The following is a 24,203-nucleotide window of genomic DNA, read 5'->3' on the forward strand; positions in this document are numbered from 1 at the left end:
GATGGCCTGACCGACAACTTCCGTCGCAGCTTACCGGGATGTCATGCTCGCGCAAGGTTTTGGTGCGAGTTGGATTCATACCATTGGATTGGACGAATTCCACGGCGAGGTCAAGCCAGCCGACAAGCTCGAACTTGTCAATTCCCTGCAGCAGGCCGGCGCGGTGGTTGCCATGGCCGGCGAAGGCGGATGTGGGTATCGCCATGGGAACCGGTACCGACGTCGCGATGAACAGCGCCCAGGTCACGCTGGTCAAGGGCGATTTGCGCGGCATCGCCCGTGCACGGCAACTCTCGCACGCGACCATTCGAAACATGAAGCAGAATCTCGGTTTTGCGTTCATCTACAACGCCCTCGGCGTGCCGCTGGCGGCCGGCGTGTTGTATCCCGCGACGGGCCTGTTGTTGTCACCGATGATCGCGGCGCTGGCGATGAGCCTGAGTTCCGCCTCGGTCATCGCCAATGCGCTGCGTCTCAGGAACGCTGCTTCGTAAGGCGGATGCGGGTGGATACGGGGTGATCCTACTTATTTGTCAGGAGTCAGGTGTAGTGATGAAGCTTATTGGTGCAGGCGCGACATGAACAAATCAGGCAAACCACGCTGGCGAATCGTGGTGCTGCTTGTGCTCGGTGGGACGATTGCCACCGCCGTTGCACTGCAGACCAGGCGTTACCTTGATACGCCCTCCGACGCCGGCAAGCCACGCGATATGCGGCAGTTGCGCATCGATGCCACCGATGCGGCCAGCGTCGCGCAGGGTCGCAAGATCTACGCGCAGCAATGCGCCGCATGCCATGGCGCCAACCTGGAGGGCCAGCCCAACTGGCGCGAGCGGCTACCGAACGGCCGGATGCCGGCGCCTCCGCATGATGCGTCCGGTCATACCTGGCATCATCCCGACGCCGTGTTGTTCGCGATTACCAAGAACGGGCTCGTACCCGGCGTGACGGCTCCGGAGGGGTATGTCAGCGATATGCCGGCGTTCGGGCAATCGCTGTCCGACGACGACATCGTCGCCGTGCTGGCGTATATCAAAAGTACCTGGCCACGGAAAATGGCTGCGGCGCAGCGGGAGGCGACGGAAGCGCAAGATCGTTGACGGCCCGTCGGCAGCAGGGCGACGGGCCGTCCAGTGCAATACGACTATGGTTGTTATTGGACCCTCAATCAATAGTCCCATTGCACCGGCACGAACCGGAACTGTTCGCCGTGCTTCGCAACATGCCCGATCGACGGGAACGCAACATGCGCCGCGGCCAGCAGGGCGCCGGTTGCAGCGGCTTCGTTGAGCAGCGCGATACGCACGTCCGTGGCCACTTCGGGATCATGCTCGAAGCCATTCTGCCAGTCGGGCCGCTCGAAGCCGACTTCGAAGATCGCGTCGCCGACGAATGTCAGTTTCTCGCCGTTCGATGCCACGTCGACGACACAATGCCCCGGCGTGTGCCCGCCCGTCACGCGCGCCGACACGCCCGCTGCGATCTCCACGGTCTGGTCGAACTGCACGATGTTCTCGCTGTAGGTCTGCGCAAACATTGCCGCCGCCTTGCGGAGCGCGGGAGGCACCGCTTCCGGCATTACCGTCTTGCTGAAGTCCGGATTTTTCCAGAACTCCACTTCCGCGGCCGCTACGTGAATGCGCACGTCCGGCCGCAGCTTGGCCTTGACGCCATCGACGTTCAGCCCGCCGACGTGGTCCATATGCATATGCGTGATCACGATATCGGTGATCGCGGCCAGGTCGATGCCCGCCGATTCCAGGCGCATTACCGACCGACCGGCGCGCGTGAAGTACTCGAAGCCGTCGCCCACGCCCGAGTCGATCAGGATCAGACGTTCGCCGCTGCGCACGAGCGCGATGTTCAGCGCCCAGTCGAAGGTGTCGCGTTGCAGGAAGCGGCCATCGAACCAGGCGTTGCGGTCGGCCTGGCTTACGTTGGTGGACATGGTCGAGGTCGGCAACGGCAGGATGCCATCGCTGATCAGCACGACATCGACGTCACCCACGCGCACGGCGTAGCGGGAGGGCACGAGTTCGCCGGCACCATCCTTGCCAAGGTTGGCGGTAACCGGCTGCACATTGCGAGTTGTTTCGCTCATCATCGGGAGTCCTGTCAATGGGTGGGAAAGCCGCACTGGGCGGCAGGCGTGTTCCGCGGCGTTGCGCGGACATCCTTCTCGACCGTCGCGGGTTCCGTGCGACCATCGTTGCAACCGATTCTAGGCAGCGGGAGCGATTGCCAGTAGCGTCGCGGAGGCCTTCAGTATGTTGAGCGGGCCGCAACAATTGGCGCTGGACGGGCGACGAGCGGGGGCGTGAGTGACAGGGTTTACAGCCAGGTTGCCTTGTCAGGGGCTCAGTGGTGCAGCATCGGATAAACGGCCAGGCCGATCAATGCGGCACCGGTAATGATGACCGGCTCAGGCAGCTTTTTGAACTTCAGCAGTAGTGCGACCGTAACCAGCGCCAGCAGAAGGGTGGGGCCATCAATGATCGAGCGTTTGGCCAGCACGATGACGGCGCCGGTAATCGCGCCAATCGCCGCCGCCGTGACGCCGTCGACAAAGGCGAGGATGGCGGGAAGCTTCCCGTATTTCTTGAAGTAGGGCGCGGGCAGTACCGTGAACAGGTAGCACGGCAGGAAGGTAGCCAATGCCGCCACACAGGCCCCGGGCAGTCCGGCCACCAGGTAGCCGATGAATCCGACCGTGATGACCACCGGGCCGGGAGTGATCATGGCGACGGCTACCGCATCGACGAATTGCTTTTCGTTGAGCCAGTGGTATTCCGTTACCACGCCGCCGTAGAGAAACGGCACGATCGCAAGACCCGAGCCGAATACAAAGGCGCCCGCCTTGGCAAAGAACATCCCGAGCTGCGACAGCAGCGGCCAGTCGAGTGCGCTGAACAGGCCGCTTGCGGCTGGCATCTGCGTGGCCGCCAGCGCATTGGCGCCGCTTTGGCGCAGCCACTTCGGGGGTGCGCGCCAGAACCAGACCAGTACGCCGGCGGCGAGGAACAGCCAGGCGATCTCGGATTCCGTGATGACGGTCACGGCAGCCAGCGTCAGGTAGATCGCCCACAACAATTTGTCGCGGCCCACGCTCTTGGTGGTCAGCTTATAGGCGCTGATGGCAATGATGCCGATGACGGCGGCGCCCACGCCATAGAACACTGACTGCATCCAGGTCAGTCCGCCAAAGCGGACATAGGCCCAGCCCAATCCCAGCACCATGAGAAAGGACGGCAGCACGAATGCCAGACCAACCAGCGTGGCGCCGCGAATGCGGTAATGCACGTAGCCGAGATAAATTGCCAATTGCGCGGCCAGCGGGCCTGGTGCCAGTTGCGCCAGCGCGAGGCCTTCCTTGTAATCGCCATCGGTGATCCAGCCGCGCCGCTCCACCAGGTCGCGGTGCATATAGCCGGCCAGTGCTACCGGGCCGCCGAAGCCCAAGGTACCCAAGCGAAGGAAATAAACCACCAACTGCCAGAGGGTATAGGCGGGATGATCAGGGCGTTGCTGTGGTGCCATGGTGGAATCTGTTCAGGGTCTTTTGTTGGCTGAAAAATGCGCGTAGAGAGAATCCAGCACCGAGATGATTTCCGCCAGCAACGCGTCGTCATCCTGCAGCCGCGCTCGCGCGCCGGCCAGCACGGCTTCGAAGCCGCTGGCCTCCGGCACCGAGATACCGCCGATGTCCAGTGCATGGACCATTCTGGCAAGCCGGCTGAGTCCCCGGTCAGCCTCGAGTCCAAAACTCGCCAGCAGCACTTCGAACGAAACGCGCTCGCCCACATGCGTGAAGGTCGCTCCGTCGAAGTCGAAGCCCAATGCATCGTCCGGGCAATCGGCGGGGCTTTCCAGCCAGAGGAACTGGGCATGGGGATCGATGAAGCGCCGGATCAGCCAGGCGCTGGCCACGCGGTCCACCCACAGGTGGCGGCGCGTGGCCCAGCGCCGCCCCTGATATTGCGCGGCATCCCGGCGCGGGATCGCACGTGTGAGCGGCCGGGGCTCGCCGGGCGACTGAATTGCCTCGATGGCCCGGCTGAAATCATTCCATCCGGCTTCTGCGCGGCGCGATGCCTCATTCGGAAAGAAGTCGATCCGGCGGATCGCTTCATAGGCGCGCTCGTGGCGGCGCAGCAGTCGATTCAGTTCAGCGCCGTTCTGATCGGAGAGCACCTCAAGCGCTTCGGTCAACGCAGCCTGCAGCTCGTCATAATCAGCGCCCCGGTCGAACAAGGCGCGGAACGCGCCCTCTTCATCCGGATTTTCGGCATTGACTTGCAGGAGCCAGGCCTGGCCGTTTTCCTGCCGCGTTTCGTCAGCCAGCTGGCGCAACTGGCCGACCTGCTCCACGCCCCCGGGCAAAAGATAGGCACCGTCACGCAGGGCGGCGCAACCCATACTCTTGATCGCGCGCCAGATGCGCATGCGCGCGGTGGCGCCGGACGTGGGAAGCGTCACGATCAGCAGCGCCCAGGGTGGTGTGGTTCCGGTCATGGGCGCATGTTAGAAGCCTATAACGGGTATTTCAATGTTGTAGAGGTCTCTACAAAAAAGTCTTTCCGGTCACATCGGATATTGGCTAAGTGCTTGTCACACGACTGGTGCGGAAAATTGCGGTCAGCTCCCAAGCGGGAAGGACCTGCCCAGTCCGTTCAATCCGTTTTCACCACCAAGTAGCAGATGGGGGACCGGGCTCGGCCTGTCCATCAGCTACGCGCTGGTCGAGCGCTATGGCGGCCGTATTGCCGTGGAAAACACAGTCGGGCAGGGCGCGGAGTTTATCGTCTGGTTGCGCGAAGACGTGGCCGCGGCAGCGGCAGAGCCGGATGACCGGTGGTCATAACGACTCAGCCTCAGGCTGCAACGCCTCTGCCATCTGATCCACCTGCATCTTGATCATCGCCAGCAGGCAATGGACGCCGTGGCATCCCTCGGACCGTTCGCTTTCCACTTCCAGCAGCGACAGGACGCTACCCAAACCGGCCTGGATTCGGTCGAGCGATTCCAGGGTTTCCGCCGGAATGCCGACGAAGATGGTTTCGTGCTGCGGATGGGGTTTCTCTTGCATTGCGTTCTCCTATAGAGGGTTGGGAGACCCGCCTGATGCAAACAGTAGAGGGTGGCGGGCCTGGCAGCGGGGGTCGAAAAACCGGCTCGCAGACGAACAACCGGCCAGCCTAATTGGCTGCCCCGCCCGGCCCGCCATGGTGAAGCGACGCGCGCGTGCGTTTGGAGATGGTCGCCTGAGCGACCATCCGTCCACGAGAAGCGGGTTTCGACGCCCGATCACCGTTGTTTCGGTGATGGGCATAGTTTTGCTTTTTCGGTGGGGGATGGCGATCAGATGATTCGCAATTCATGTGTCTGGCGACTGGCTGAGATCGACCTTCTCGGTCGTTTAGCAGTGCCAGGCTGAACGGCGAACCTGCTCCATTTCGGTCAATCGGGGCACGCCGGGCGACACCTGATGCCTCTTCGTCAATCGGCTATGCTGCGTGGACTGCTTTGGATTTGTCGCGAGGCCCATCGAGAGATTGGCCACCATGCCAAAGCAGCCGGGCCGGCAGCGCCAGCAACAGCGCGAACGCTCCCACCGCCAGCAGCGCGGCAAGCAGGTCGAACGCGAGGTAAAGCTCGCCGGTACGGGTCTTGATCGCTCCCACGGCGATCGGGCTGAGCAAGGCCGCCACGCCGCCCAGGCTGCTGATCAGCGCGATCCCGGCGGGGGCCTGCGTTCCGCCCAGGTACGCCGGCGGAATCGTCCAGAAAACCGGCAGCGCGGCCAGGCACGCCGCAGCACCGACTGTCATGCACGCCACTGCCGGCACCAGATAGCCGCGCAGCATGCCCATCAGCAGGAAGCTGGCGGCCGCCACCAGCAGGCATCCTGCCACGTGCCAGCGCCGTTCCAGACGGCGGTCCGAGCTGCGCGCGAGCAGGTACATGGTCGCGAGCCCAAGGACATAGGGCAGGGTAGAGATCCAGCCGATGCGCGCCACCCGGGCTTCACCGAAGTCCTGGATCAGCGTCGGCATCCAGTAGGCGATGGTGTTGGTGCAGGCATAGATAGAAAGGAAGGCCAGTCCGATGACATAGATGCGGGGGTCCTTCAGCAGCGCCACGATGCCGCCGTGCTGGCGCGCGTGGACTTCCCTGCCGAGGTCGCCTGCGAGCATGGCCTTCTCCGCCGGCGTGAGCCACGTTGCCTGCGCGGGGCCGTCATCAAGGTAGCGCCAGGCCACCAGGCCCAGCAGCATCGCGGGAAGACCTTCGACCACGAACAAGGCCTGCCAGTCGCGCAGCCCCAGCCACCCGTCCAGGTGCAGCATGATTGCTGCCGCCAGCGGGCCGCTGATCATCCCGGCGAAGGTGCCCGACATCAGGAACAGCGACGTGATCTGACCGCGGCGCTGCGCCGGGAACCAGTAGGTCAGGTACAGGATGACGCCCGGGAAGAAGCCGGCCTCGGCCACGCCCAGCAGGAAGCGCGCGGCGTAGAGCGCTTCGGGCGAATTGACCTGGCTGGTGGCGACGGTTGCCAGGCCCCACAGCAGCAGGATGCGGGTGATGGTCCGGCGCGCGCCGGTCTTCTGCATATACAGGTTGCTGGGTACCTCGAACAGGATGTAACCGGCGAAGAAGGCCGCCGCGCCGATGCCGTAGGCCGCATCCGAAAGGCCCAGGTCGCTGGCCATGCGCAGCTTGGCGAACGAGATGTTGATGCGGTCGATCGTGTTCAGCACATAGGCCGCAAACAGGAACGGCAGCAGCCGCCAGGTGATCTTGCGATACAGCGCGGCAAGCGAGCTGGCATCCTGCGATGGCGCCGAGGTGACGGCTGAGGCGGGGGCGAGTGGTTGCACTACGTACTCCTGGGAACTTGCGCGATGGGGCCGGCAAGAGCCGGCCCCCGGGGGTCAGGCTGCGGTTTCCCGCATGGCGCGGTCCAGCATCGGTACCGCGAGTTCGCAGGCCTCGATGCCTTGCAGGCTGACGATCTTCAGCACCGCCAGGATCTGCGCGCGCGTGGCACCCAGGCGCAGCGCGGCTTCGATGTGCCGCTGGGTGCCGTGGCCGTACATGTGCGTGATCGCGGCATCGCCGGCGATGCAGAGGAACTCGATCCACAGCGGCGGCAGGATGTGGTCCTGCCACAGGCCGAAGCCCATCGCCAGGAATTTCTCCAGGTATTGCGGATCCCAGCGGTACAGTGTTTCCCACAGCGGGTTGAACATGCCGTTGGCACGCACCGCGTCGCACACCGGCGTCGCGCCCGGCGCCACCGGTTCATCCGGGATGCCGGCGCGCGCCAGTTCCTCGGCCAGCGCCGGCACGCCGACCGCACAGGCATGGATGCCGACCACGCTGGCCAGCTTGAAGACTTCCAGGATCTCGGCGCGCGTGGCGCCCAGCCGGATCGCCTCGCGCACGTGGCGCGACACGCCCGGTTTGTACAGATGCGTGGCAGTGACGTCGATATTCAGTCGGATCAGTGCGACGAGCTTGGGATCGAGCACGCCTTCGGCATGCGCATCGCGCGCCAGCGCGACCCAACTGGCGATCCACCTGGGATCCCATTCGGTCAGCGGATCGAGTTCGCTGCCAAGCACGCCGGTGTCGCGCAGCGACTTGTAGTTGGGAAAGAGGTTGTGTTGCATGGCTGTAGAAAAATCCGGGGCTGGCTCAGATAGCCGAGCCGCCATTGGGGCTGATGATCTGTCCGACGAGGTAGTGCTCGTCGCTGGCGAGGTGCAGCACGGTGGCGGCGTATTCCTCGACGGTGCCGAAGCGTCCCGCCGGGCAGCTTTGCCAGAGCCGGTTGCGACCGTCTTCGCCGATTTTTTCCAGGTAATCGTTGAAGGCGGGCGTCGCGACGCCGCCAGGTGCCATCGCGTTGACGTAGATGTTCGCGCCGGCCACTTCCATTGCCACGGAACGGGTGAAGGCAATCACCGCGCCCTTGGTTGCGCTGTAGTGCGGGCTGTGTGCGCTGCGCGACGAGATCCCGGCGATCGAGGCGATATTGACGATGCGGCCGTAGCGTTGTGGCTGCATCAGCCGCAGCGCCTCGCGGGTGCAGTAGAACGTGCCATGCACATTCACGCCCCAGTAGCGCAGCCATTCCTCATCGGTGATCTCGCTGGTGAAGCCGAGGGACGCGCGCGGAACCGGAGTCTGCAGGTACGCATACAATTGGTTGCGGCGCTCGGTGTCCACCGGTCGGTTCGGGGTCAGCGCGGCGTTGTTGACGAGGATATGCACCGTGCCGAAGGTCTCGCGCGCCTGCGCGAACATATCGGCCACTTGCTGGCTGGACGATACGTCGCAGACGACGGACAGGCAGCGTCGGCCTTCGGCGAGGACCGCCTCGCGCGCCGCGGCCAGCGATGCCGGATTGATATCGCATATCACCAGGTCGGCACCGGCGCGTGCCAGTGCCACGGCGATGCCCTGGCCCAGGCCCGGGCCAACGCCGGTCACGAGGGCGATCTTGTTGGTCAGTTTCATGATCGGTTGCTGCAGAGGAAGCTGTGCTCAGGAGCCCACGGCACGCGCTGCCGAGGCATCGCGCGCCGTGGCGGATGGCTGCGTTCAGACGCTTCCCGGCACCGTGAAGCCGCGCTGCCCAGGCTGGCGGTTCGGCGCCATGCCGAGCTGGCGGATGGTCTCGTCGGCGCTGTCGTACCACTCGTCGATCTTGTAGATGCGGCGCGCTTCCTTGCCGTTGGCGACGTCGCGGCCCAGTTCGCGCGCCAGGCGCACGGTCTGCTCGATCTGCTGCACCGAGGTCATGCGTTCGCCCTTGCGGCCCCACAGGTTGTCCTCGATGCCCACGCGCACATGCAGGCCCAGTGCGATCGCCATCGCATTCATCGGGAGCACCGCGCGCATCGCGCTTTCGATGGTCAGCACCGCGCCGTCCGGGGTGCGGCGCGCGAACTCAATCATGTCGGCCGGGTGCAGGCCCGCCGCGCCGCCGCCGATGGCGACGTAGTTCAGGATCAGCGGACCGCGGTACAGGCCCTTGCGGATCAGGCGCTCGACCGTCTCCAGCTGCGCCACGTGGCCCAGCATGAAGTGCGGCTGGATGCCGGCCTTGCTCAGGCGCTCCAAATGCTCGATGAAGAATGACGGCTTGGAGTCGACCACCATCTCGCTGTACGCCTTCAGGTACTCAGGCTTTTCGAGGATGGTGCCCTGCACGTCGTCGGCGGTCAGCATCTCGCAGATATTCATCTGGCTGGTGTTGATCGCGATCGTGACCTGGTCAGGCTTCGGGTCGAGTTCGGCCAGCATGTGGCGCGTGTCATAGTCCAGCCACTCGGCGGCCTTGCCTTCCCCTTCGGGTGCGAACGAAATCGAGCCGCCCACCTGCAGCACCATGTCGGGCACGGCTTCACGCAGGCGCGCCAGCATTTCGTTGAACATCGACAGGCGCTTGGAGCCCTTGCCGTCCGACTCGCGCACATGCACGTGCAGCACGGTAGCGCCGGCGTTGTAGCAATCGACGGCCTTCTGGATCTGGGCATCCATGCTGACGGGGATGTCGTCCGAGTCGGTGGGCAGCCACTGCGGCCCGTAAGGTGCGACCTGGATCACCAGTTTTTCCTGGTTTTCGGGAAGCAGGCTGTCGTCGAGAAAATGCATGGATAGTCTCCTGATGGTGAAGCCCCTGACATGGGGGCGGTGCAGGTATTCTGGACGCCGGCCGTGTGCTGCGTTTATCCTGCTGTCACTATTTCCTATTCTTTTGTCACAGCTGGTGAAAACCCGAACCATGAAGCCGGAGAGCCGTTCGGTCCCGGTCGGCACGCTTGCACGGGTGGTCGAGGTGCTACGGGCGCAGGGCGCCGATCCCTGGCCGCTGCTGCGCCGCCACGGCATCGGCCCGGCCTCGCTGGAAGAGCCCATGGCGCCGCTGGCGCTGACACTCTGCGGCCGCATCCTGGCCGATGCGGCCGACGCCTCCGGCCGGCCCCATTTCGCGGTGCAGGTGGGCGCGCGCGCCAATATGGAGAACGCCGGGCCGCTGCGCCTGTTGCTGCTGTCGTCGCGCAATGTGCGCGACGCGGTGGAGGGGCTGCTGCGCTACGGGCGCATCTGGTACCAGGGCATAGACACGGCGCTGACCGTGCGCGAAGGCTATGCCGCGTTCTCTATCGAGATCGACGGTGCCTTCGCGGGCCGCGACGAACTGCTGACTGCCTACCTCGCGGCCAACCTGCAGATGTTCCGGCTGATGCTGGGCAAGCATTGGTTGCCCGCGGCGGTCTCCCTGTCGCGACCGCCACCTCCCGAGTTGGCGCCGTTCGTCGCGCACTTCGGCCCCGATGTGCGCTTCGGCCAGCCGCGCGATGAGTTCGCGTTCCCGGCCGGCACGCTGGAGCAGCGCTGTGGCGTGGCGGACGAGGCAGTGGAGTCCTCGGTGGTGCGCTACCTGAGCGAGCTGGAATCGCATGTGGCGCCGGATTTCCTCGGCCAGGCCCGGCAGGCGCTGCGCGACCTGATGCTGCTGGGCGAGTGCACCGCGCCACGGCTGGCCTCGCTGTTCGCGGTGCATCGCTTTACGCTGCATCGCCACCTGCAAGACCACGGCACCTCGTTCGCGCAACTGCTGGATGAAGAGCGCGAAGCGCTGGCGCGAAGGCTGCTGGGCCATACCGATATGCCGCTTGGCGATGTCGCGCGGGCGCTGGGCTTCAAGACGCAGGCGGGATTCAACAAGGCCTTCCACCGCTGGCAGGGGGTCGCGCCTGGCGCCATGCGCGCGGGCAAACGGCGGCGGCCGCGGCTTACCTTGCACCGCGATTAAGCCGCTTCGGGGTTTGCGCTGCGCTGGCATGACCAATCGCTTATGCTTCTGCGGTTTTATTTCATTGGTTTTCACGGCCGGATCGTGCGCAAAATCCCGGTGCACACACGCCACCGATGCCCTCGGCGCCATTGACCTCGGGCATCGCCATCCACAGAAACGGCGTGGGCTTACGGAGACAATATGAAATCACGCCAGACCTCGCGCCGCACGCGCGCATGGCATCTCGCAGTACTGACTGCCGCCGCGCTGGCTGCGGCCCCCGTCCTCGCGCAGGACACGTGGCCCTCGCGCCCCATCCGCATGGTCGTGCCGAGCCCCGGCGGCAGCGGTCCCGATGTGCTGGCGCGCGTGTTCGCCGAACAGATCTCGAAGGCGCTGAAGCAGCCCGTGGTGGTCGACAACAAGCCCGGCGCCAACGGGCAACTGTCGGTCGATGCCGTCGTGCGCGCGCAGCCGGACGGCTATACCGTACTGCTGGCGAGCGCTTCTGCCACCGTGATGAACCAGGCGATCCAGCCGAAGCTGCCGTTCAACATCGTCGATGACCTGGTGCCGGTCGCGCAGATCGGTTCGGGCGGGGTGCTGCTGGTGGTCACGCCGGACTTTCCGGCAAAGGACATGAAGTCGTTCGTGGCAACGGTCAAGACGCAGCCCGGCAAGTATGACTACGGCAGCTGGGGGATCGGCTCGGGCGGACATCTCGCCATGGCGCAGCTGCATACGCTGGCGGGCATCGAGCTCACCCATGTCCCCTACAAGGGCGTGCCGCCGATCCTGACCGACCTGCAGGGCGGCGTGCTGAAGATCGCCTTCGTCGACATCACCACCTCGATGCCGCTGGTGAAGAGCGGCAAGATTCGCCCCCTGGGCATCACCGGCAAGCACCGCGCGCCCGCGTTCCCCGATGTGCCGACCATGGCCGAGCAAGGCTTCCCGATGACCAACGAGGGCTGGTATGGGCTGTTCGTGCCCAAAGGCACGCCGCGCGAGATCGTCGTGACGCTGAACCGGGAGATCAACAAGGCGCTGCGCTCGCCGGCGCTCACCACGCGCTTCCAGCAGCTAAACATGATGGCCGATCCGCCGCTGACCACGCCGGAAGAATTCGCGCGCACGGTGCGCAACGACTATGCCACATGGGCCAACGTGGTGAAGGTCAACGGCATCAGGCCGGAATAGCGGGGCGCATTGCAGGTGAAGCGCAGGCCAGTCAGCCGGCCGCAGCCTGTTCCGCGCAATGCTGGAACAGTTCGACGGCCGGCGAGGGGGCCTTGCCAGCCAGCGTGAAGGTGGACACTGGCAGCAGCACGCCGGGTATCTCCAGCGGCAGCACATGGGCCAGGCCGCGGTCTTCATAGGTGCGCGCCAGGCGCCCGGTCATCGTCGCCACCGCCTGCATCGCCTCCAGCAGACCCAGCACCAGGCCGGCCGATACGGATTCGACGTGATTGGCCGGCACTTCCACCTTCATGCGCCGCAACGACGCGTCCAGGCTCTGGCGCAGCCTGGCGGTGCGCGGCGGCACGACCCACGGGTACGGCGCCAGGTCGGGCCAGCCCACCTTGGCGCGTGCCGCCAGAGGATGCTCCGGGTGGACCGCCACGCGCAGCACTTCCTCATACAGGTGGCGCTGCTCGATATCCGCGGCCGTGGCCCGCTCCGACAGCGCTCCCAGCACGATGTCCAGCCGGCCCGTGCGCAGCTGGCCCATCAGCACGTCCATCGGCGCCTCGTAGACCGCGATGTTCAGCGTCGGCATCCGCGCCTTGGCCAGCGCGATGATGCGCGGCGCGAGCGCGAGCGTCGAACCCGGCATGGCGCCGACGGCGATCGATGCGCATGCGCCTTGCCCCAACGCCAGCAGCTCGTCGCCGGCGCGGTCCAGCTCGTCCAGGATCGATTGGGCATAGCGGACAAAGATCATGCCGTGCGGCGTGGGCTCGATGCCGCGTGGCCGGCGCACAAACAACGGGTAGCCCAGGCCTTCCTCGACCTCGGCCAAGGTCTTCGATACCGCTGGCTGGGTGAGGTTCATGGCGTTGGCGACGCGCGCGACCTGCCGGTACTCCTCCAGTGCTATGACCAGACGGAGATGGCGCAGCTTTAGTCCGCTGCGCAGGAAACCGATCGCGTTCATGGTGAAAACCCCTAGAAACAAAGCTTGATTCATTGCGGCGCGGCCGGCAGTGGTCACACTCCTCGCCGCGTGATATTACCTTTTGGTTTGGTCAGACGCATCAACTTTCATTAGTCATGCGCGCGCTGCCTTCGCACAATGGCTGTACCGGCCCGGCAATGGCCCGGACAACAAGGAGACAGCAATGGAAGCAGCACAGGCGGCAGCGACACTGAAGGCAGTGGACACCCCGGCGGCATGGGAGGCCAGCGACATTGCCGCGAAGGAGGGCGAATGGGTGGTCAGGCTGAGCGCGGACGAGATCGCGCAACTCGACACAGCGCTGGCGCATACGAAAGCGCTTGGCCTCGCCGTGCCAGCCATCGGCAAGGAGACGTTCCCGCTCGGCAGCCTTGCCGCGAAGCTGGAAGACCTGCGCCATCGGCTGGAGCGGGGACTGGGCGTGGTGCTGCTGCGCGGACTGCCGGTGGAGCGCTATACCAAGATGGATGCCGGCACGATCTACTGGGGTATCGGCATGCACCTGGGCCGCGCCGTCGCTCAGAACGCGTTTGGCGACGTGCTGGGCCATGTCTGGGACCTCGGCAAGGACCCCAAGGAAGACATGACGGCGCGCGGCTACCAGTCGCGGCATCGCCTGCCGTTCCATACTGACGGCGCCGACGTGGTCGGGTTGCTGTGCCTGCGCACGGCGCGCCGCGGCGGCATGAGCAGCATCGCCAGTTCGATGGCGATCCACAACGCCATGCTGCGCGAGCACCCCGAACTGCTGGCACGGCTGTACCAGCCGTTTGCGTTCGACCGCCGGCACGAAGAGGCACCAGGCCAGGCGCCGTTCACGATGACCCATGTCTTCAGCTGGCACAACGGCCGGTTGTTCAACCGCTATATCCGCAGCTTCATCAATACTGCGCAGCGCTTCCCCGACGCGCCGCGGCTGGCGCCCGAGGATATTGCCGCGCTCGACAGGTTCGACGCATACACGCAGGACCCGCGCTTCCGCATCGACATGGAGCTGGCGCCCGGCGACATGCAGTTCCTGAACAACTACGTCGTGCTGCACTCGCGCACCAGCTACGAGGACTATCCCGAGCTCGACCGCAAGCGCCACCTGCTGCGGCTGTGGCTGTTCACCCCGGGCCTGGCCGACGTGCCAGAGAGCTTCCGGCTGCGCTACCTGCTGACCGACGCCTGGGCCAAGAACCCGCGTCCGCCGATCTATGACGTCAACCAGATCATGGGCGTGACCACGCATTGAAGCGTCCCTCTTTTCCGCTATCCCAGACAAGGAACCTCCGCAATGAACGCCCCCATCATCTCCCTTCACGGCAAGACCGCCTGGATCACCGGCGGCTCCAGCGGCATTGGCCGCGCCTGCGCGCTTTCGCTGTGGCAAGCGGGCGCGACGGTCGTGATCTCCGCACGCAGCGAAGCGGCGATCGCCAGCCTGGTTGCCGAATGCCGCAACGAGCGTGTGATCGCGCTGCCGCTGGACGTCTCCGACCGCGAGGCCGTGGCGTCCGCCGGCCGGCAGTTGCACGAGCGCGTCGGCGCCGTCGATATCCTCGTCAATGCCGCGGGCATCAACGTGGCCAACCGCAAGCTGTCCAGGCTGACGCCGGCCGACTGGGACCAGGTCATCGACATCAACCTCAACGGCGCGTTCTACTGCATGCATGCGGTGCTGCCGGGCATGCGCGACCAGGGTGAGGGCACGATCGTCAATATCTCGTCGTGGGCCGGGCGCTACGCCTCGGCGTTGACCGGTGCCGCCTACGGCGCCAGCAAGCACGCCATGGCGGCCATGACGACGTCGGTGGCCATGGAAGAGTGCGCCAACGGCATCCGTGCCTGCGCCATCTATCCGGGCGAGACTGCTACGCCGATCCTGATCAACCGGCCCACGCCGCCCGCCGCGGAAGACCTCGCCCGCATGCTGCAGCCCGAAGACGTGGCCGCGGCGGTGGCGTTCGTGGTGTCGCTGCCGGCGCGCGCCACGGTGAACGAGCTGGTCATCAGCCCCACGTGGAATCGCGCCTTCGTTGGCTTCCAGCCGCCGCCCAGACGCGGCTGAGCAGCACCGGCGACCGACAGGGCCGCTGCCGCGGTGGCGATCCAGCACCAGGCAGCGGCGCGCCCGGTCAATGCATGGCAGCACAAATCCGGAGGAAGACAACATGAACCGACGCAGCTGGCTGCAGCACCTGATTCCCGCCGCCATGGCGGCTTGCCTCGCGCCAAGGGTACTCGCGCAAGCGCCTGCGCCCTCGGCGTGGCCATCGCGCCAATTGCGAATGATCGTGCCGGGCGGCGCGGGCTCGGGTACCGACCTTATCGCCAGGGTGTTCGCGGAACCGCTCTCGCGCGCGCTGCGGCAGCCGGTGGTGGTGGAAAACCGGCCCGGCGCCAATGGCATCGTCGGCAACAATCTGGCGGCCAAGGCGGCACCCGACGGCTATACCATCCTGTTCAGCAACGCCTCCGCCATTGCGGTCAACGCGGCCCTGCGTGACGGCATGCCTTACGACACCCTCAGGGACCTCACGCCGGTGATCCAGGTCAGCGCCGGGGGCGTGCTGCTGGTGGCAACGGCCGAGACTCAGGTGCGCGACCTCGCCAGCTTTGTCGACTACGTCCGCGCGCATCCCAATATTGCCTATGGCACCTGGGGCGTCGGCTCGACCGGCCACCTGGCGATGGAAGCCATCGCCCGCGCGCGCGGCCTGCCCATACGACATATCCCCTACAAGACCATGGGGCAATTGCTCACCGACCTGCAGGGCGGGGTCGTCAGCATCGCGTTCGTCGACGCACGTTCGCCGCTGTCGCTGATCCAGGCCGGCAAGCTGGTGCCGGTCGCCATGACCGGCACGCGGCGTTCGCCGATGCTGCCGGAGGTGCGGACGCTGAAGCAGCAGGGATTCGACCTGGATCTCGATGGCTGGTACGGCGTGTTCGTGCCCGCGCATACGCCTGCCGGGATCGTGCTGCGGCTTAACGACGAGATTGCCAGGGTGATGGTGGCGCCGGCGCTACAAGCTAGCTTCGCGCAGCAGGGTCTGCTGTGGGTCGAGAAGAATTCGCCGGAGCAGTTTGCGCGGGTGATCCAAAACGACATCCGGGCGTGGAGATCGGTGGCTGCCGCCGCTCAGATCCGCGCTGACTGAGCAACATACCAACGCACGTCAAGAGCCACGGACGACTGCTTTTCTGTCAAGTTCGGCCGTCCGGCGGTGTCGAGCGGGACGGCAGATACTGGCCGGCAACGGTCCTCCCTGGCACGCCGAAGCTCGGGGCTGGCCACCCGGGGCCGGCTTCTTATCGCTTCGACGACAGTCGCCATGTCGAACTGCCATCGTCGAAACTTTCGAACCACTCTCGGATTGCGTCGCCGCGGTGGCACCGCCTGTCGACGCGCTCACTACGACCGCCCGCCTCCGCCGCCGCCACGAAAATCCGACGGACTGACCCCATTGGCCCGCCGAAAGGCCCGGCTGAAGTTAGCCACGTCGGTGAATCCGAGGCGGTAGGCAATCTGTGAAATCGGCAACTGCCCCTCGCGCAGCAGCTTTTGTGCGCGTCCGTTACGGACGTCGATGGCGAGGTCGCGGAAGCTGCTGTCCTCTTTCTTCAGGTAGCGGTCCAGCGTGCGCGCCGAGATGCCGAGCAGGCCGGCAAGTTCCTCCAGGGTCGGCTGGCTGTCCTCGGCTTCGGTCAGCATCATGACCACCCATCCGGTCCAGTTGCCCTGCTCGCTATACCGCTGCAGCAGCGTGCGGCAGCGCTGCTCCGCCATGCGCACCGCGTGGGCGTCGGCCATCGGTAGCGGTGCGTCCAGGCTCCAGGTATCGGCCACCATGCGGATCCCGGGCAGCGGCGACGCGCCAAAATGCACCCGCGCCGGGGCCAGTTCGCGATAGCGTGCCGCATGCGGTGGCGCTTCCATTGCCATGTAGATGTCGTAGACCGCGGACGGGTTGCGCAGCAAGGACTTGCATTGCATGTGCACCGATACGGCGATCGCCTCCTGGATCAGGTTCAGCGTGTCCCGGCCCATTGGCAGGGCCGGCCGGAAGACGACTTCCGCGCGGTCGCCGCTGCGCTCGTAGCTCATCCTGAACATCCGCGTCAGGAGCTGGTAGTAGCGCGAGCACAGCCGCAGCACCTGGTCCAGCGTGGTGCACGAGAGCATGGCGTAGCCGAGGATATCGTGCGAGTTCAGCTTCAGGCGGCACCCCCACTCAAAGCCGAGGTCGCTACGTCCGGTCGCGCGTACCGCTTCTGCCAGCAGGCGGTCGATCTGTTGCGAGTTGAGGCCGAAGTCCGTGTCGCGGAAGCGGTCCGGGTCAATATCCGCTGCGCGTGCCAGTTCGTCCAGCGAGGTGCCGGCGGACTTGAAGTAGTCACCCAGCAGCAAGAAATAGCGTGCCGGTAGCAGAGGGCGGGCAGCGGCTTTCATCTTCGAGAGGCAGAGGAGAAACGATCTGAGATCGGCGCAATGCTGTGTCTGAAAATGATAGATCCCTGTCTGGAAATGACAAGTCAGCAGCGGGTCTGCCTCCCCAGAATGGGAGCCTGAACCAGCCGGATCCGTCCCGGATGCGGCAACCACAGGAGACAGGCCATGCTGTTCGAATCCATCAATACCGGTTGCCTGGACGGCAACGATACGCCGTGGATGCCGTTTGCGCCGTATAGCAACGACGTGATGATCAAGTACTTCAAGATCGATCCGGTACGGGGGGAAACCATTACGCTGCTGAAGGCGCCTGCCGGCATGGAGATGCCGCGCCACCACCATACCGGCACGGTCATTGTCTACACCGTTCAGGGAAGCTGGCGCTACAAGGAGCACGACTGGACCGCCCACCCCGGCAGCGTGGTTTATGAGACCGCCTCCACGCGGCACACGCCTCAGGCGGCGTATGCCGAGGGCCCGGACATCATCACCTTCAATATCGTCTCGGGCGAGCTGCTGTACCTCGACGACAAGGACAACATTATCGCGGTCGAGAACTGGAAGACATCGATGGACCGCTACCTCGGCTATTGCAAGGCCAACGACATCCAGCCCAGGGACTTGTCCACCTTCGAGGGCTGATCCGCGCGCTGACAACAACACATCGTCCCGGCTCAAACAGGAGGAGACATGCCGACCCTGACTCATATTGCCTGGTTGCGACGCGCCCTGGCCGCGCTGCTTGGCATGGCCGCGCTCCAGGGCAGCGCAGGCGCTGCACCGCACGACCTGGCCGAGGCACAGGAGATTGCCATCGAGGCCTATCTTTATGCTTATCCGATGGTGCTGATGGAAGTGACGCGACGGGTCTCGACCAACGTCGCGGCGCCGGATCCCCGGGGCGGCATCCGCGCGCCCATGAACCAGTTCGCGCATGTGCCCGCCTTCCCGGACGACAAGTTCGACGCCGTGGTGCGCCCGAATGCGGACACGCTCTACTCGTCGCTCTGGTATGACGTCTCTCGCGAGCCGCTCATCATTTCCGTGCCGGACTCCGGTGGCCGCTACTATCTGCTGCCGATCCTCGACATGTGGACGGATGTCTTTACTTCTCCCGGATCACGCACCACCGGTAACGGCCCGCGGCAGTTTGCCATTGTCGGCCCGCGCTGGCATGGCAAGCTGCCCGCGGGCATGCCGGCCTATATCTCGCCGACGGCCGTAGGCTGGATGATCGGCCGGACGCAGACCAATGGCAGCGCCGACTACGCCGCCGTGCACAAATTCCAGGCCGGCCTCCATGCCAGGCCGCTCAGTGCCTGGGGCCGGCGCGGCTACGAGCCACCGAAGGGCGGGACGAACCCGCGGCAGGACATGAGCGCACCGGTGGAACAGGTGGCGAGGATGGACGCCGCGCGCTACTTCGGCATGTTCGCCGAACTGATGAAGCGCAACCCGCCGCATGCGAACGACTATCCCATTCTCGATCGCATGGCGAGGCTGGGATTGGTGCCAGGTCAGGACTTCGATATGAACCGCCTGGCCCTGGACGTGCAGGCGGCGCTTCAGGCCGCTCCGGCGCAGGCACGCCAGCAAATGGCGCAGGCGCTGCCGCGCTCCGGTTCCGTCAGCAACGGCTGGAGGATGATCGGCAATCCGATTGGCACCTACGGTACCGACTACCTGCGCCGTGCGGTGATTGCCTTTGCCGGCCTCGGGGCCAACACGGTCGAAGACGCCGTTTACCCGCTTGCGATGGCGGACGCCGATGGCAAGCCCCTGGACAGTGCGGAAAGGTACGTGATCCACTTCGACAAGGCGCAGCTGCCGCCCGCGCGCAGCTTCTGGTCCCTGACGATGTACACCGATCGCCAGTTCTTTGCCGCCAATCCGATCCACCGCTTCGCCATCGGCGATCGAGACCCGCTCAAGTACAACGCCGATGGCTCGCTGGACCTGCTGATCCAGCGCGACCCGCCCAAGGGCGCCGAGACCAACTGGTTGCCCACGCCGGCAACGGGCAATTTTTCCATGAACCTGCGCCTTTACCTGCCCGGCCCCGCGGCACTGGATGGCACATGGAAGCCGCCGGTGATCCGGCGCGTCGCTGATTAGGTTCCGGATCCGCGCAACACGGCCGCCACCGGAACGATTCGCAAGACCCGCTTGCGCGAGCCGGAACGGCCGGCCCTTACCAAACAAATTGAGGAGACATCCATGAAGGACTTTGCCAGGCGCAAAGGGCGACAGCTCGTGCTGGCTACTGCGGGCGCCTTGGTATCCGGCAATTCCCACGCGCAATCCGGCGTCACCCTGTATGGGGTCGCGGACATGAACGTGGAATTCGTCAACCATCTTGGCGCAGTGCCGACGGCGGCCAACGGGTTCGACCCGGGGCCGGCGAAGCACGCTTACCGCATGAATTCGGGCGGCGTATCCGGATCGCGCTGGGGCCTGCGCGGCGCGGAGGCAATCGGTGGCGGCATGAAGGCGATGTTCGTGCTGGAGAGCGGCTTCAACCTCGACACCGGCACCACGCAGCAGAACCGGTTTTTCGGGCGGCAGGCCTATGTCGGGCTACAGAGCCAGTACGGGCAGCTTTCGCTTGGCCGCCAATATACGGCCTTGTTCGAGGCCATGGCCAATTTCGTGCCGGCATCCTATTCGACCCAATATGAGCCCGTCGTGGCGATGGCGGGGCCAAATTTTCGCGAGGACAACGCCGTCAAGTACAGCGCGGCATTCGGGCCGGTGGCCATGCTGGCGCACTGGTCGTTCGGCACGGGCGTCGCCTTGCCGCCTACCGTCGGCGCGCCCATCATCCTCGGCGGCAATGGTGAAGTGCCCGGCAGCTTCCGGCGCGACACCGCCTATGGCGCCGGCTTGGTCTACAACGGGGGCGGTTTCAGTTCGGCGATTGCCTATGACCAGTTCAATCCCACCATCGCGCCCGCAGCGGCACCTGGCAATGCCGGCAACGGCACCATCAGGAAGGTTGCCGTCGCCGCCAGCTACACGGTGGGACCGGCGAAAATCATGGCGGGCTACCGCTGGGGACAGAACAAGAACCAGAACGGGGCCGTGTTCTTTCGCGACGACTTCTACTGGATCGGCGGCAACTACCAGGTGACGCCGTCCATCGCATTGACGCTGGAGTACAACTACGACAACGTCAGAAACCAGTTTGGCAATGCCAACGCTGCCAATCCCTGGCAAATTTCCTTGCTCGCGAACTATGCGTTATCCAAACGGACGGATCTCTATCTGACCACGGCTTATGCCAGGCACGCAGGTGTCGGGATGGAGTCGGCCGGATTCTTCTTTGCAAGCAGCCTTTCACTGGGGAACAGCTACGCCCTTGCCAATGGCCAAAGCGCGATGGTTGGCGCCGCGGTGGGGCTCCGGCACAAGTTTTAGGCGGACCCTGTCACAGGTGGCGTGCGGCGCCGGGCCTGGTTATGAAATACCAGTACCCCCCGGCTGACTGCGTCTAGTTACGTGCCATCTACGAACGCAACCCGTCTGCAGAGGTGCGCGAGTTGCTATGGGAGATCCACCGCCTGCGCCTGCTCCTCCTGCGCGCCAACCAGCTACAGGGGGCGCTTGACGGCGGCTGCGCCGTGCTCCACAGAGGATACACAAGGACGTTACTCCCGAATTGCCTGGCGCGTACAGCTAGGCCGATGGCGGCAGGAGTGATGACGGCCGTAGGGAAGAGGCCGGGACTCCGTGTGCGGTAAGTTTCTTTTCGTGCGCATTTTACCGTTGCCGATCGGCAAACATGCTCATGTACCTGGCGCACAAGCCTGCAGTATCATCGCTTTATCAACGCGCCATGGAGTACGGCATGCAGTTTCTCTGGCCGCAATTGCTCTGGCTGTTGTGCTTTCTCCCTTTGCTAGCAGGTGCTTACCTCTACCTGATAGCACGACGCAAGAAAGCTGCTCTGTTGTATGCCAGTCTTGCTCTGCCGCGCGCCGCGTTGGGGCACAGCCTACGCCTTCGGCGTCACATCCCGCCGCTGCTTTTTCTCTTGGCGTTGGGCGCGGCCCTCCTGGCATGCGCTCGTCCTGCCGCGACCATCACCCTGCCGTCAGACATCATCACAGTGGTGCTGGCTGTCGATACCTCCCTCAGCATGAATTCAACCGACGTGGCGCCCACTCGGATCAGCGCCGCGCAGCAGGCCGCACGAGATTTGATCATCGGACTGCCGGCAAGCGTGCGCCTGGGCATTGTCTCGTTTGCCGCCACGGCCACCGTAGTGCAGCCTCCAACCGACAACCGTCAGGATATGCTAGATGCGATCGATCGCTTCCAACTCCAACACGGCACGGCGACAGGCAGCGGACTGATCCAGGCCCTGGCGGTATTGTTTCCCGACGATGATGGCATCGACCTCGAAGCTATCCTTTTCCGCGGCGAGACCTTAGCTCCGGGACCTGGTGGAAGAACGCAGTCTGAAGCTGCTGCGGCGGACGCCGTTCGCAAGCGCGAACTGGAACAGCCACCGACGATGCCCGGCTCTTATCGGCACGGAGTGGTAATCCTGCTCAGCGATGGTCGCCGGACCACTGGGCCAGATCCGCTAGACGCCGCGCGCATGGCTGCACAGCGTGGGGTTCGCGTCTATACCGTAGGCTACGGTACCCCGCACGGCCAAGCAGAGTCGAGCCAGTCCTCCTTCACACAACTGGATGAGCCGACTTTGCGCGCGGTCGCGACGCTGACTGCTGGCGAGTACTTCCTGGCCGGCTCGGCCGCGGATCTGACACGGGTATATCGGCAGCTTAGCGCCCGTTTCGCGTTGGAACGCAGGGAGACCGAAATCAGTTCTTTGCTGGCCGGGACCTCAGTTGTGCTGCTGATCGCTGCTTGTAGTCTGTCATTGCTGTGGTTCCGACGGTGACCATAGCGAAAGTCAGTCGTCGCGCGTATTTTTGGAGCGGGTAGGGGAGCCGAAGGGAGGCGGTAAACACTGTATTGGGCGCGACTCAATTCAGGAGGCAAAGGGGCGCGCCACCGCCGGATGCTGTGGCCAGGCACACATCTATACCGGAGCAATCAACGGGCGCCGGGCCGATCGGGCGGAGTCATCGGGAGTGAAGATGTCGATTTCGCGCTCTGTGGTTCCTGAAGACGGCGAACAGCCCGTGGGGCCGCTGGATGGCCGGTATCCGGTGTAAGTCGGGCACCATGATCTGTCCTTGCCTGGCAGACTCAAGCCGTCTGGGTGGTGCCCATCCGGTAATTTCATGATGACGAAACTATGGAAGGCCCATGGAAGGCGTTGCTAGCGAACGGGCTGGCGCGTCAGAGCCGGTCCACTACGCGTTGCTGTAGCCTAGCCCTGATTCAGGCGACCGCACCTGGAGGCGCATGGCGTGCCAGGAATCGGTCTAATTGGCCAGCGAACGCTTTGCTATCCTGTGGGGCATACGGTGCGGGACCGCCAGTATTGACACCCGAGCCGCGGAGCTGGTCCATCACCTCACGCATGGTTAGGCGCTCCTGAATATTCTCACGACTAAACCAGATTCCTCGTGGGTCGAGCACGTGAGCGCCCTTATCGAGGGCAGCAGCAGCAAGGGGGATGTCCGCCGTAATCACGAGGTCACCGCCGTTGACCAGTTCGACGATACGTTCATCCGCCGCGTCGAAGCCCGCCGGCACTTGCAGTGCCTTGATGAAGCGGGAAGGCGGCGTGCGCATATACTGGTTCGCCACCAGCGTGACGCACACTTCGACACGCTGCGCGGCGCGATATAACATTTCCTTGACGACAACCGGGCAGGCGTCTGCGTCAACCAATACTTGCATCGCGGTATTTCCAATTCGGGGAGGGAATGCTCATATTACTGCCTGCACTGTGTCTCCGGAAACCGCTTAGTCCGGCTGTAGTCGACCAATTACGGACGGTCGCCCCGCCAAGCAGAAACGTCCGCTACCGCAAGCAAAGCGGACAGCGGACAGCGGACAGCGGACAGCGGACAGCGGACGTCATGGTTGCTTGCTTGACCGCGTACGGCAATCATTGGGCTGACCACTGGTTTCTATCGCGTCAGGCCTTGCACAGCATAGCGGGCAATCTCCGCCGCGATGGCCTCACGATCCTTCTTCGTTTCGGATTTTCGGGGTTGATACCAGCGTGAAGTCCAGTTCAGTGCGCCAAGCATGGCTTTGACGACGATGCGAACGTCCATTTCGCGGAATTCCCCCTTGGCCATGCCATCCTCCAGAACTTGAAGGTAGAGTCGCTCGTTGCTGTCGCGCAGGGCCGTGATTCGCTTGATCTCCGCACGCTCTTCCTCCGTCGTGCGGCCGCCCAATTGCAGCTCCAGCCCCTGGGCGGCGACTCTCAGATAGTCCAGATGCTCCATCATTAGTAGCGAGTGAGCGAAGGCCATCGCCTCCAGGCGTTCGCGAGCTGGCGCATCGGCATTTGCCGCTGGCTCGATGGCTGCCCGGGTCAGTTCCATCGCGCGACGTTGGACGGCAAAGAACAGAATCGTCTTGCTGCGGAAGTGGTAGTAGATGATGCCCTTGGTCGCGCCATAGCTGTCGCTGATGTCATCGAGTGACGTGGCAGCGAAGCCGAGCTTCATGAAGACTGAAGCGGCTGCATCCAGTATGGCCAGTTGCTTTTCATCGCCTTCCGGCGTTCCGATTTGACGTTTTCGCCCCATATTTCCGTCTGCTTTATTCTTTCTGGTTCGGTTGGTATCGAGGGGAGCAAAGATATCAGATTCGCACTGGCGGCGCCTCTCGGCGCG

At 64.5% G+C, this 24,203-nt stretch carries 23 protein-coding genes and 1 pseudogene; 12 read left to right on the plus strand and 12 right to left on the minus strand.

Annotated features, from left to right (window positions below; all coding sequences use genetic code 11):
- Positions 1-40 precede the first annotated feature (40 nt).
- Both ACEI37_RS08445 and ACEI37_RS08450 read left to right on the plus strand, forming a co-directional pair.
- Positions 41-494: pseudogene (locus ACEI37_RS08445) on the plus strand (copper-transporting ATPase); the annotation flags it as partial.
- Positions 495-578: 84 nt separating this feature from the next.
- Positions 579-1,100, plus strand: a complete 522-nt coding sequence (locus tag ACEI37_RS08450; protein ID WP_373376288.1) for a cytochrome c — start codon at positions 579-581, stop codon at positions 1,098-1,100.
- 68 nt (positions 1,101-1,168) lie between these two features.
- Here ACEI37_RS08450 and ACEI37_RS08455 read toward each other — a convergent pair whose 3' ends face one another.
- From ACEI37_RS08455 to ACEI37_RS08465, 3 genes are all read right to left on the minus strand, one after another.
- Positions 1,169-2,101, minus strand: a complete 933-nt coding sequence (locus tag ACEI37_RS08455; RefSeq protein ID WP_373376289.1) for an MBL fold metallo-hydrolase — start codon at positions 2,099-2,101, stop codon at positions 1,169-1,171.
- A gap of 257 nt (positions 2,102-2,358) precedes the next feature.
- The gene (locus ACEI37_RS08460; protein ID WP_373376290.1) at positions 2,359-3,537 is read right to left on the minus strand and encodes a chromate transporter; all 1,179 of its coding nucleotides are present in this window, start codon (positions 3,535-3,537) and stop codon (positions 2,359-2,361) included.
- 12 nt (positions 3,538-3,549) lie between these two features.
- Entirely contained in the window at positions 3,550-4,512 is a 963-nt protein-coding gene (locus ACEI37_RS08465; RefSeq protein WP_373376291.1) for a chromate resistance protein ChrB domain-containing protein, read from the minus strand.
- Positions 4,513-4,657: 145 nt separating this feature from the next.
- On the opposite strand from ACEI37_RS08465, the gene ACEI37_RS08470 reads away from it, so the two are divergent.
- A complete protein-coding gene (locus tag ACEI37_RS08470; RefSeq protein WP_373377740.1) occupies positions 4,658-4,861 on the plus strand; it encodes an ATP-binding protein in 204 nt (67 codons plus the stop codon).
- Here ACEI37_RS08470 and ACEI37_RS08475 read toward each other — a convergent pair.
- From ACEI37_RS08475 to ACEI37_RS08495, 5 genes are all read right to left on the minus strand, one after another.
- A complete protein-coding gene (locus ACEI37_RS08475; protein WP_373376292.1) occupies positions 4,856-5,086 on the minus strand; it encodes a hypothetical protein in 231 nt (76 codons plus the stop codon). The genes ACEI37_RS08470 and ACEI37_RS08475 overlap by 6 nt on opposite strands.
- A gap of 418 nt (positions 5,087-5,504) precedes the next feature.
- Entirely contained in the window at positions 5,505-6,881 is a 1,377-nt protein-coding gene (locus ACEI37_RS08480; RefSeq protein ID WP_373376293.1) for an MFS transporter, read from the minus strand.
- Positions 6,882-6,935: 54 nt separating this feature from the next.
- On the minus strand, positions 6,936-7,676 hold the full coding sequence (locus ACEI37_RS08485) for a carboxymuconolactone decarboxylase family protein (RefSeq protein ID WP_373376294.1): 741 nt from the start codon (positions 7,674-7,676) through the stop codon (positions 6,936-6,938).
- Positions 7,677-7,701: 25 nt separating this feature from the next.
- On the minus strand, positions 7,702-8,526 hold the full coding sequence (locus tag ACEI37_RS08490) for an SDR family NAD(P)-dependent oxidoreductase (RefSeq protein ID WP_373376295.1): 825 nt from the start codon (positions 8,524-8,526) through the stop codon (positions 7,702-7,704).
- Positions 8,527-8,610: 84 nt separating this feature from the next.
- On the minus strand, positions 8,611-9,666 hold the full coding sequence (locus ACEI37_RS08495; RefSeq protein WP_373376296.1) for a 3-keto-5-aminohexanoate cleavage protein: 1,056 nt from the start codon (positions 9,664-9,666) through the stop codon (positions 8,611-8,613).
- Positions 9,667-9,796: 130 nt separating this feature from the next.
- Here ACEI37_RS08495 and ACEI37_RS08500 point away from each other — a divergent pair, with 130 nt between their 5' ends.
- The gene (locus ACEI37_RS08500; RefSeq protein ID WP_373376297.1) at positions 9,797-10,831 is read left to right on the plus strand and encodes an AraC family transcriptional regulator ligand-binding domain-containing protein; all 1,035 of its coding nucleotides are present in this window, start codon (positions 9,797-9,799) and stop codon (positions 10,829-10,831) included.
- Positions 10,832-11,014: 183 nt separating this feature from the next.
- Entirely contained in the window at positions 11,015-12,013 is a 999-nt protein-coding gene (locus ACEI37_RS08505) for a Bug family tripartite tricarboxylate transporter substrate binding protein (RefSeq protein WP_373376298.1), read from the plus strand.
- A 31-nt stretch (positions 12,014-12,044) separates the two neighbouring features.
- Here ACEI37_RS08505 and ACEI37_RS08510 read toward each other — a convergent pair whose 3' ends face one another.
- On the minus strand, positions 12,045-12,971 hold the full coding sequence (locus ACEI37_RS08510; protein WP_373376299.1) for a LysR substrate-binding domain-containing protein: 927 nt from the start codon (positions 12,969-12,971) through the stop codon (positions 12,045-12,047).
- Positions 12,972-13,155: 184 nt separating this feature from the next.
- Between ACEI37_RS08510 and ACEI37_RS08515 the strand changes: the two genes are divergently transcribed.
- From ACEI37_RS08515 to ACEI37_RS08525, 3 genes are all read left to right on the plus strand, one after another.
- The gene (locus tag ACEI37_RS08515; protein ID WP_373376300.1) at positions 13,156-14,229 is read left to right on the plus strand and encodes a TauD/TfdA family dioxygenase; all 1,074 of its coding nucleotides are present in this window, start codon (positions 13,156-13,158) and stop codon (positions 14,227-14,229) included.
- Positions 14,230-14,271: 42 nt separating this feature from the next.
- A complete protein-coding gene (locus ACEI37_RS08520) occupies positions 14,272-15,045 on the plus strand; it encodes an SDR family oxidoreductase (RefSeq protein ID WP_373376301.1) in 774 nt (257 codons plus the stop codon).
- A 220-nt stretch (positions 15,046-15,265) separates the two neighbouring features.
- Positions 15,266-16,138: a Bug family tripartite tricarboxylate transporter substrate binding protein gene (locus ACEI37_RS08525; protein WP_373376302.1), complete on the plus strand. Its 873-nt coding sequence runs from the start codon at positions 15,266-15,268 to the stop codon at positions 16,136-16,138.
- 254 nt (positions 16,139-16,392) lie between these two features.
- Here ACEI37_RS08525 and ACEI37_RS08530 read toward each other — a convergent pair whose 3' ends face one another.
- The gene (locus ACEI37_RS08530) at positions 16,393-17,430 is read right to left on the minus strand and encodes an AraC family transcriptional regulator ligand-binding domain-containing protein (RefSeq protein ID WP_373376303.1); all 1,038 of its coding nucleotides are present in this window, start codon (positions 17,428-17,430) and stop codon (positions 16,393-16,395) included.
- 165 nt (positions 17,431-17,595) lie between these two features.
- On the opposite strand from ACEI37_RS08530, the gene ACEI37_RS08535 reads away from it, so the two are divergent.
- The 4 genes from ACEI37_RS08535 to ACEI37_RS08550 all read left to right on the plus strand — a co-directional run bounded on the left by ACEI37_RS08535 (position 17,596) and on the right by ACEI37_RS08550 (position 22,339).
- Entirely contained in the window at positions 17,596-18,072 is a 477-nt protein-coding gene (locus ACEI37_RS08535) for a 2,4'-dihydroxyacetophenone dioxygenase family protein (RefSeq protein WP_252676360.1), read from the plus strand.
- A gap of 48 nt (positions 18,073-18,120) precedes the next feature.
- Positions 18,121-19,545, plus strand: a complete 1,425-nt coding sequence (locus ACEI37_RS08540; RefSeq protein WP_373376304.1) for a DUF1254 domain-containing protein — start codon at positions 18,121-18,123, stop codon at positions 19,543-19,545.
- Between the two features lie 102 nt (positions 19,546-19,647).
- Complete coding sequence (locus tag ACEI37_RS08545; RefSeq protein ID WP_373376305.1) at positions 19,648-20,847, plus strand: porin; 1,200 nt, start codon at positions 19,648-19,650, stop codon at positions 20,845-20,847.
- A 430-nt stretch (positions 20,848-21,277) separates the two neighbouring features.
- On the plus strand, positions 21,278-22,339 hold the full coding sequence (locus ACEI37_RS08550; RefSeq protein ID WP_373377741.1) for a VWA domain-containing protein: 1,062 nt from the start codon (positions 21,278-21,280) through the stop codon (positions 22,337-22,339).
- 446 nt (positions 22,340-22,785) lie between these two features.
- On the opposite strand, the gene ACEI37_RS08555 is transcribed toward ACEI37_RS08550, so the two are convergent.
- Both ACEI37_RS08555 and ACEI37_RS08560 read right to left on the minus strand, forming a co-directional pair.
- Complete coding sequence (locus ACEI37_RS08555) at positions 22,786-23,250, minus strand: YaiI/YqxD family protein (RefSeq protein WP_373376306.1); 465 nt, start codon at positions 23,248-23,250, stop codon at positions 22,786-22,788.
- Between the two features lie 233 nt (positions 23,251-23,483).
- Positions 23,484-24,116, minus strand: a complete 633-nt coding sequence (locus ACEI37_RS08560) for a TetR family transcriptional regulator (protein WP_373376307.1) — start codon at positions 24,114-24,116, stop codon at positions 23,484-23,486.
- Positions 24,117-24,203: the final 87 nt, after the last annotated feature.

This window comes from Cupriavidus nantongensis, from assembly GCF_041726985.1.
Lineage (GTDB): Bacteria > Pseudomonadota > Gammaproteobacteria > Burkholderiales > Burkholderiaceae > Cupriavidus > Cupriavidus nantongensis_A.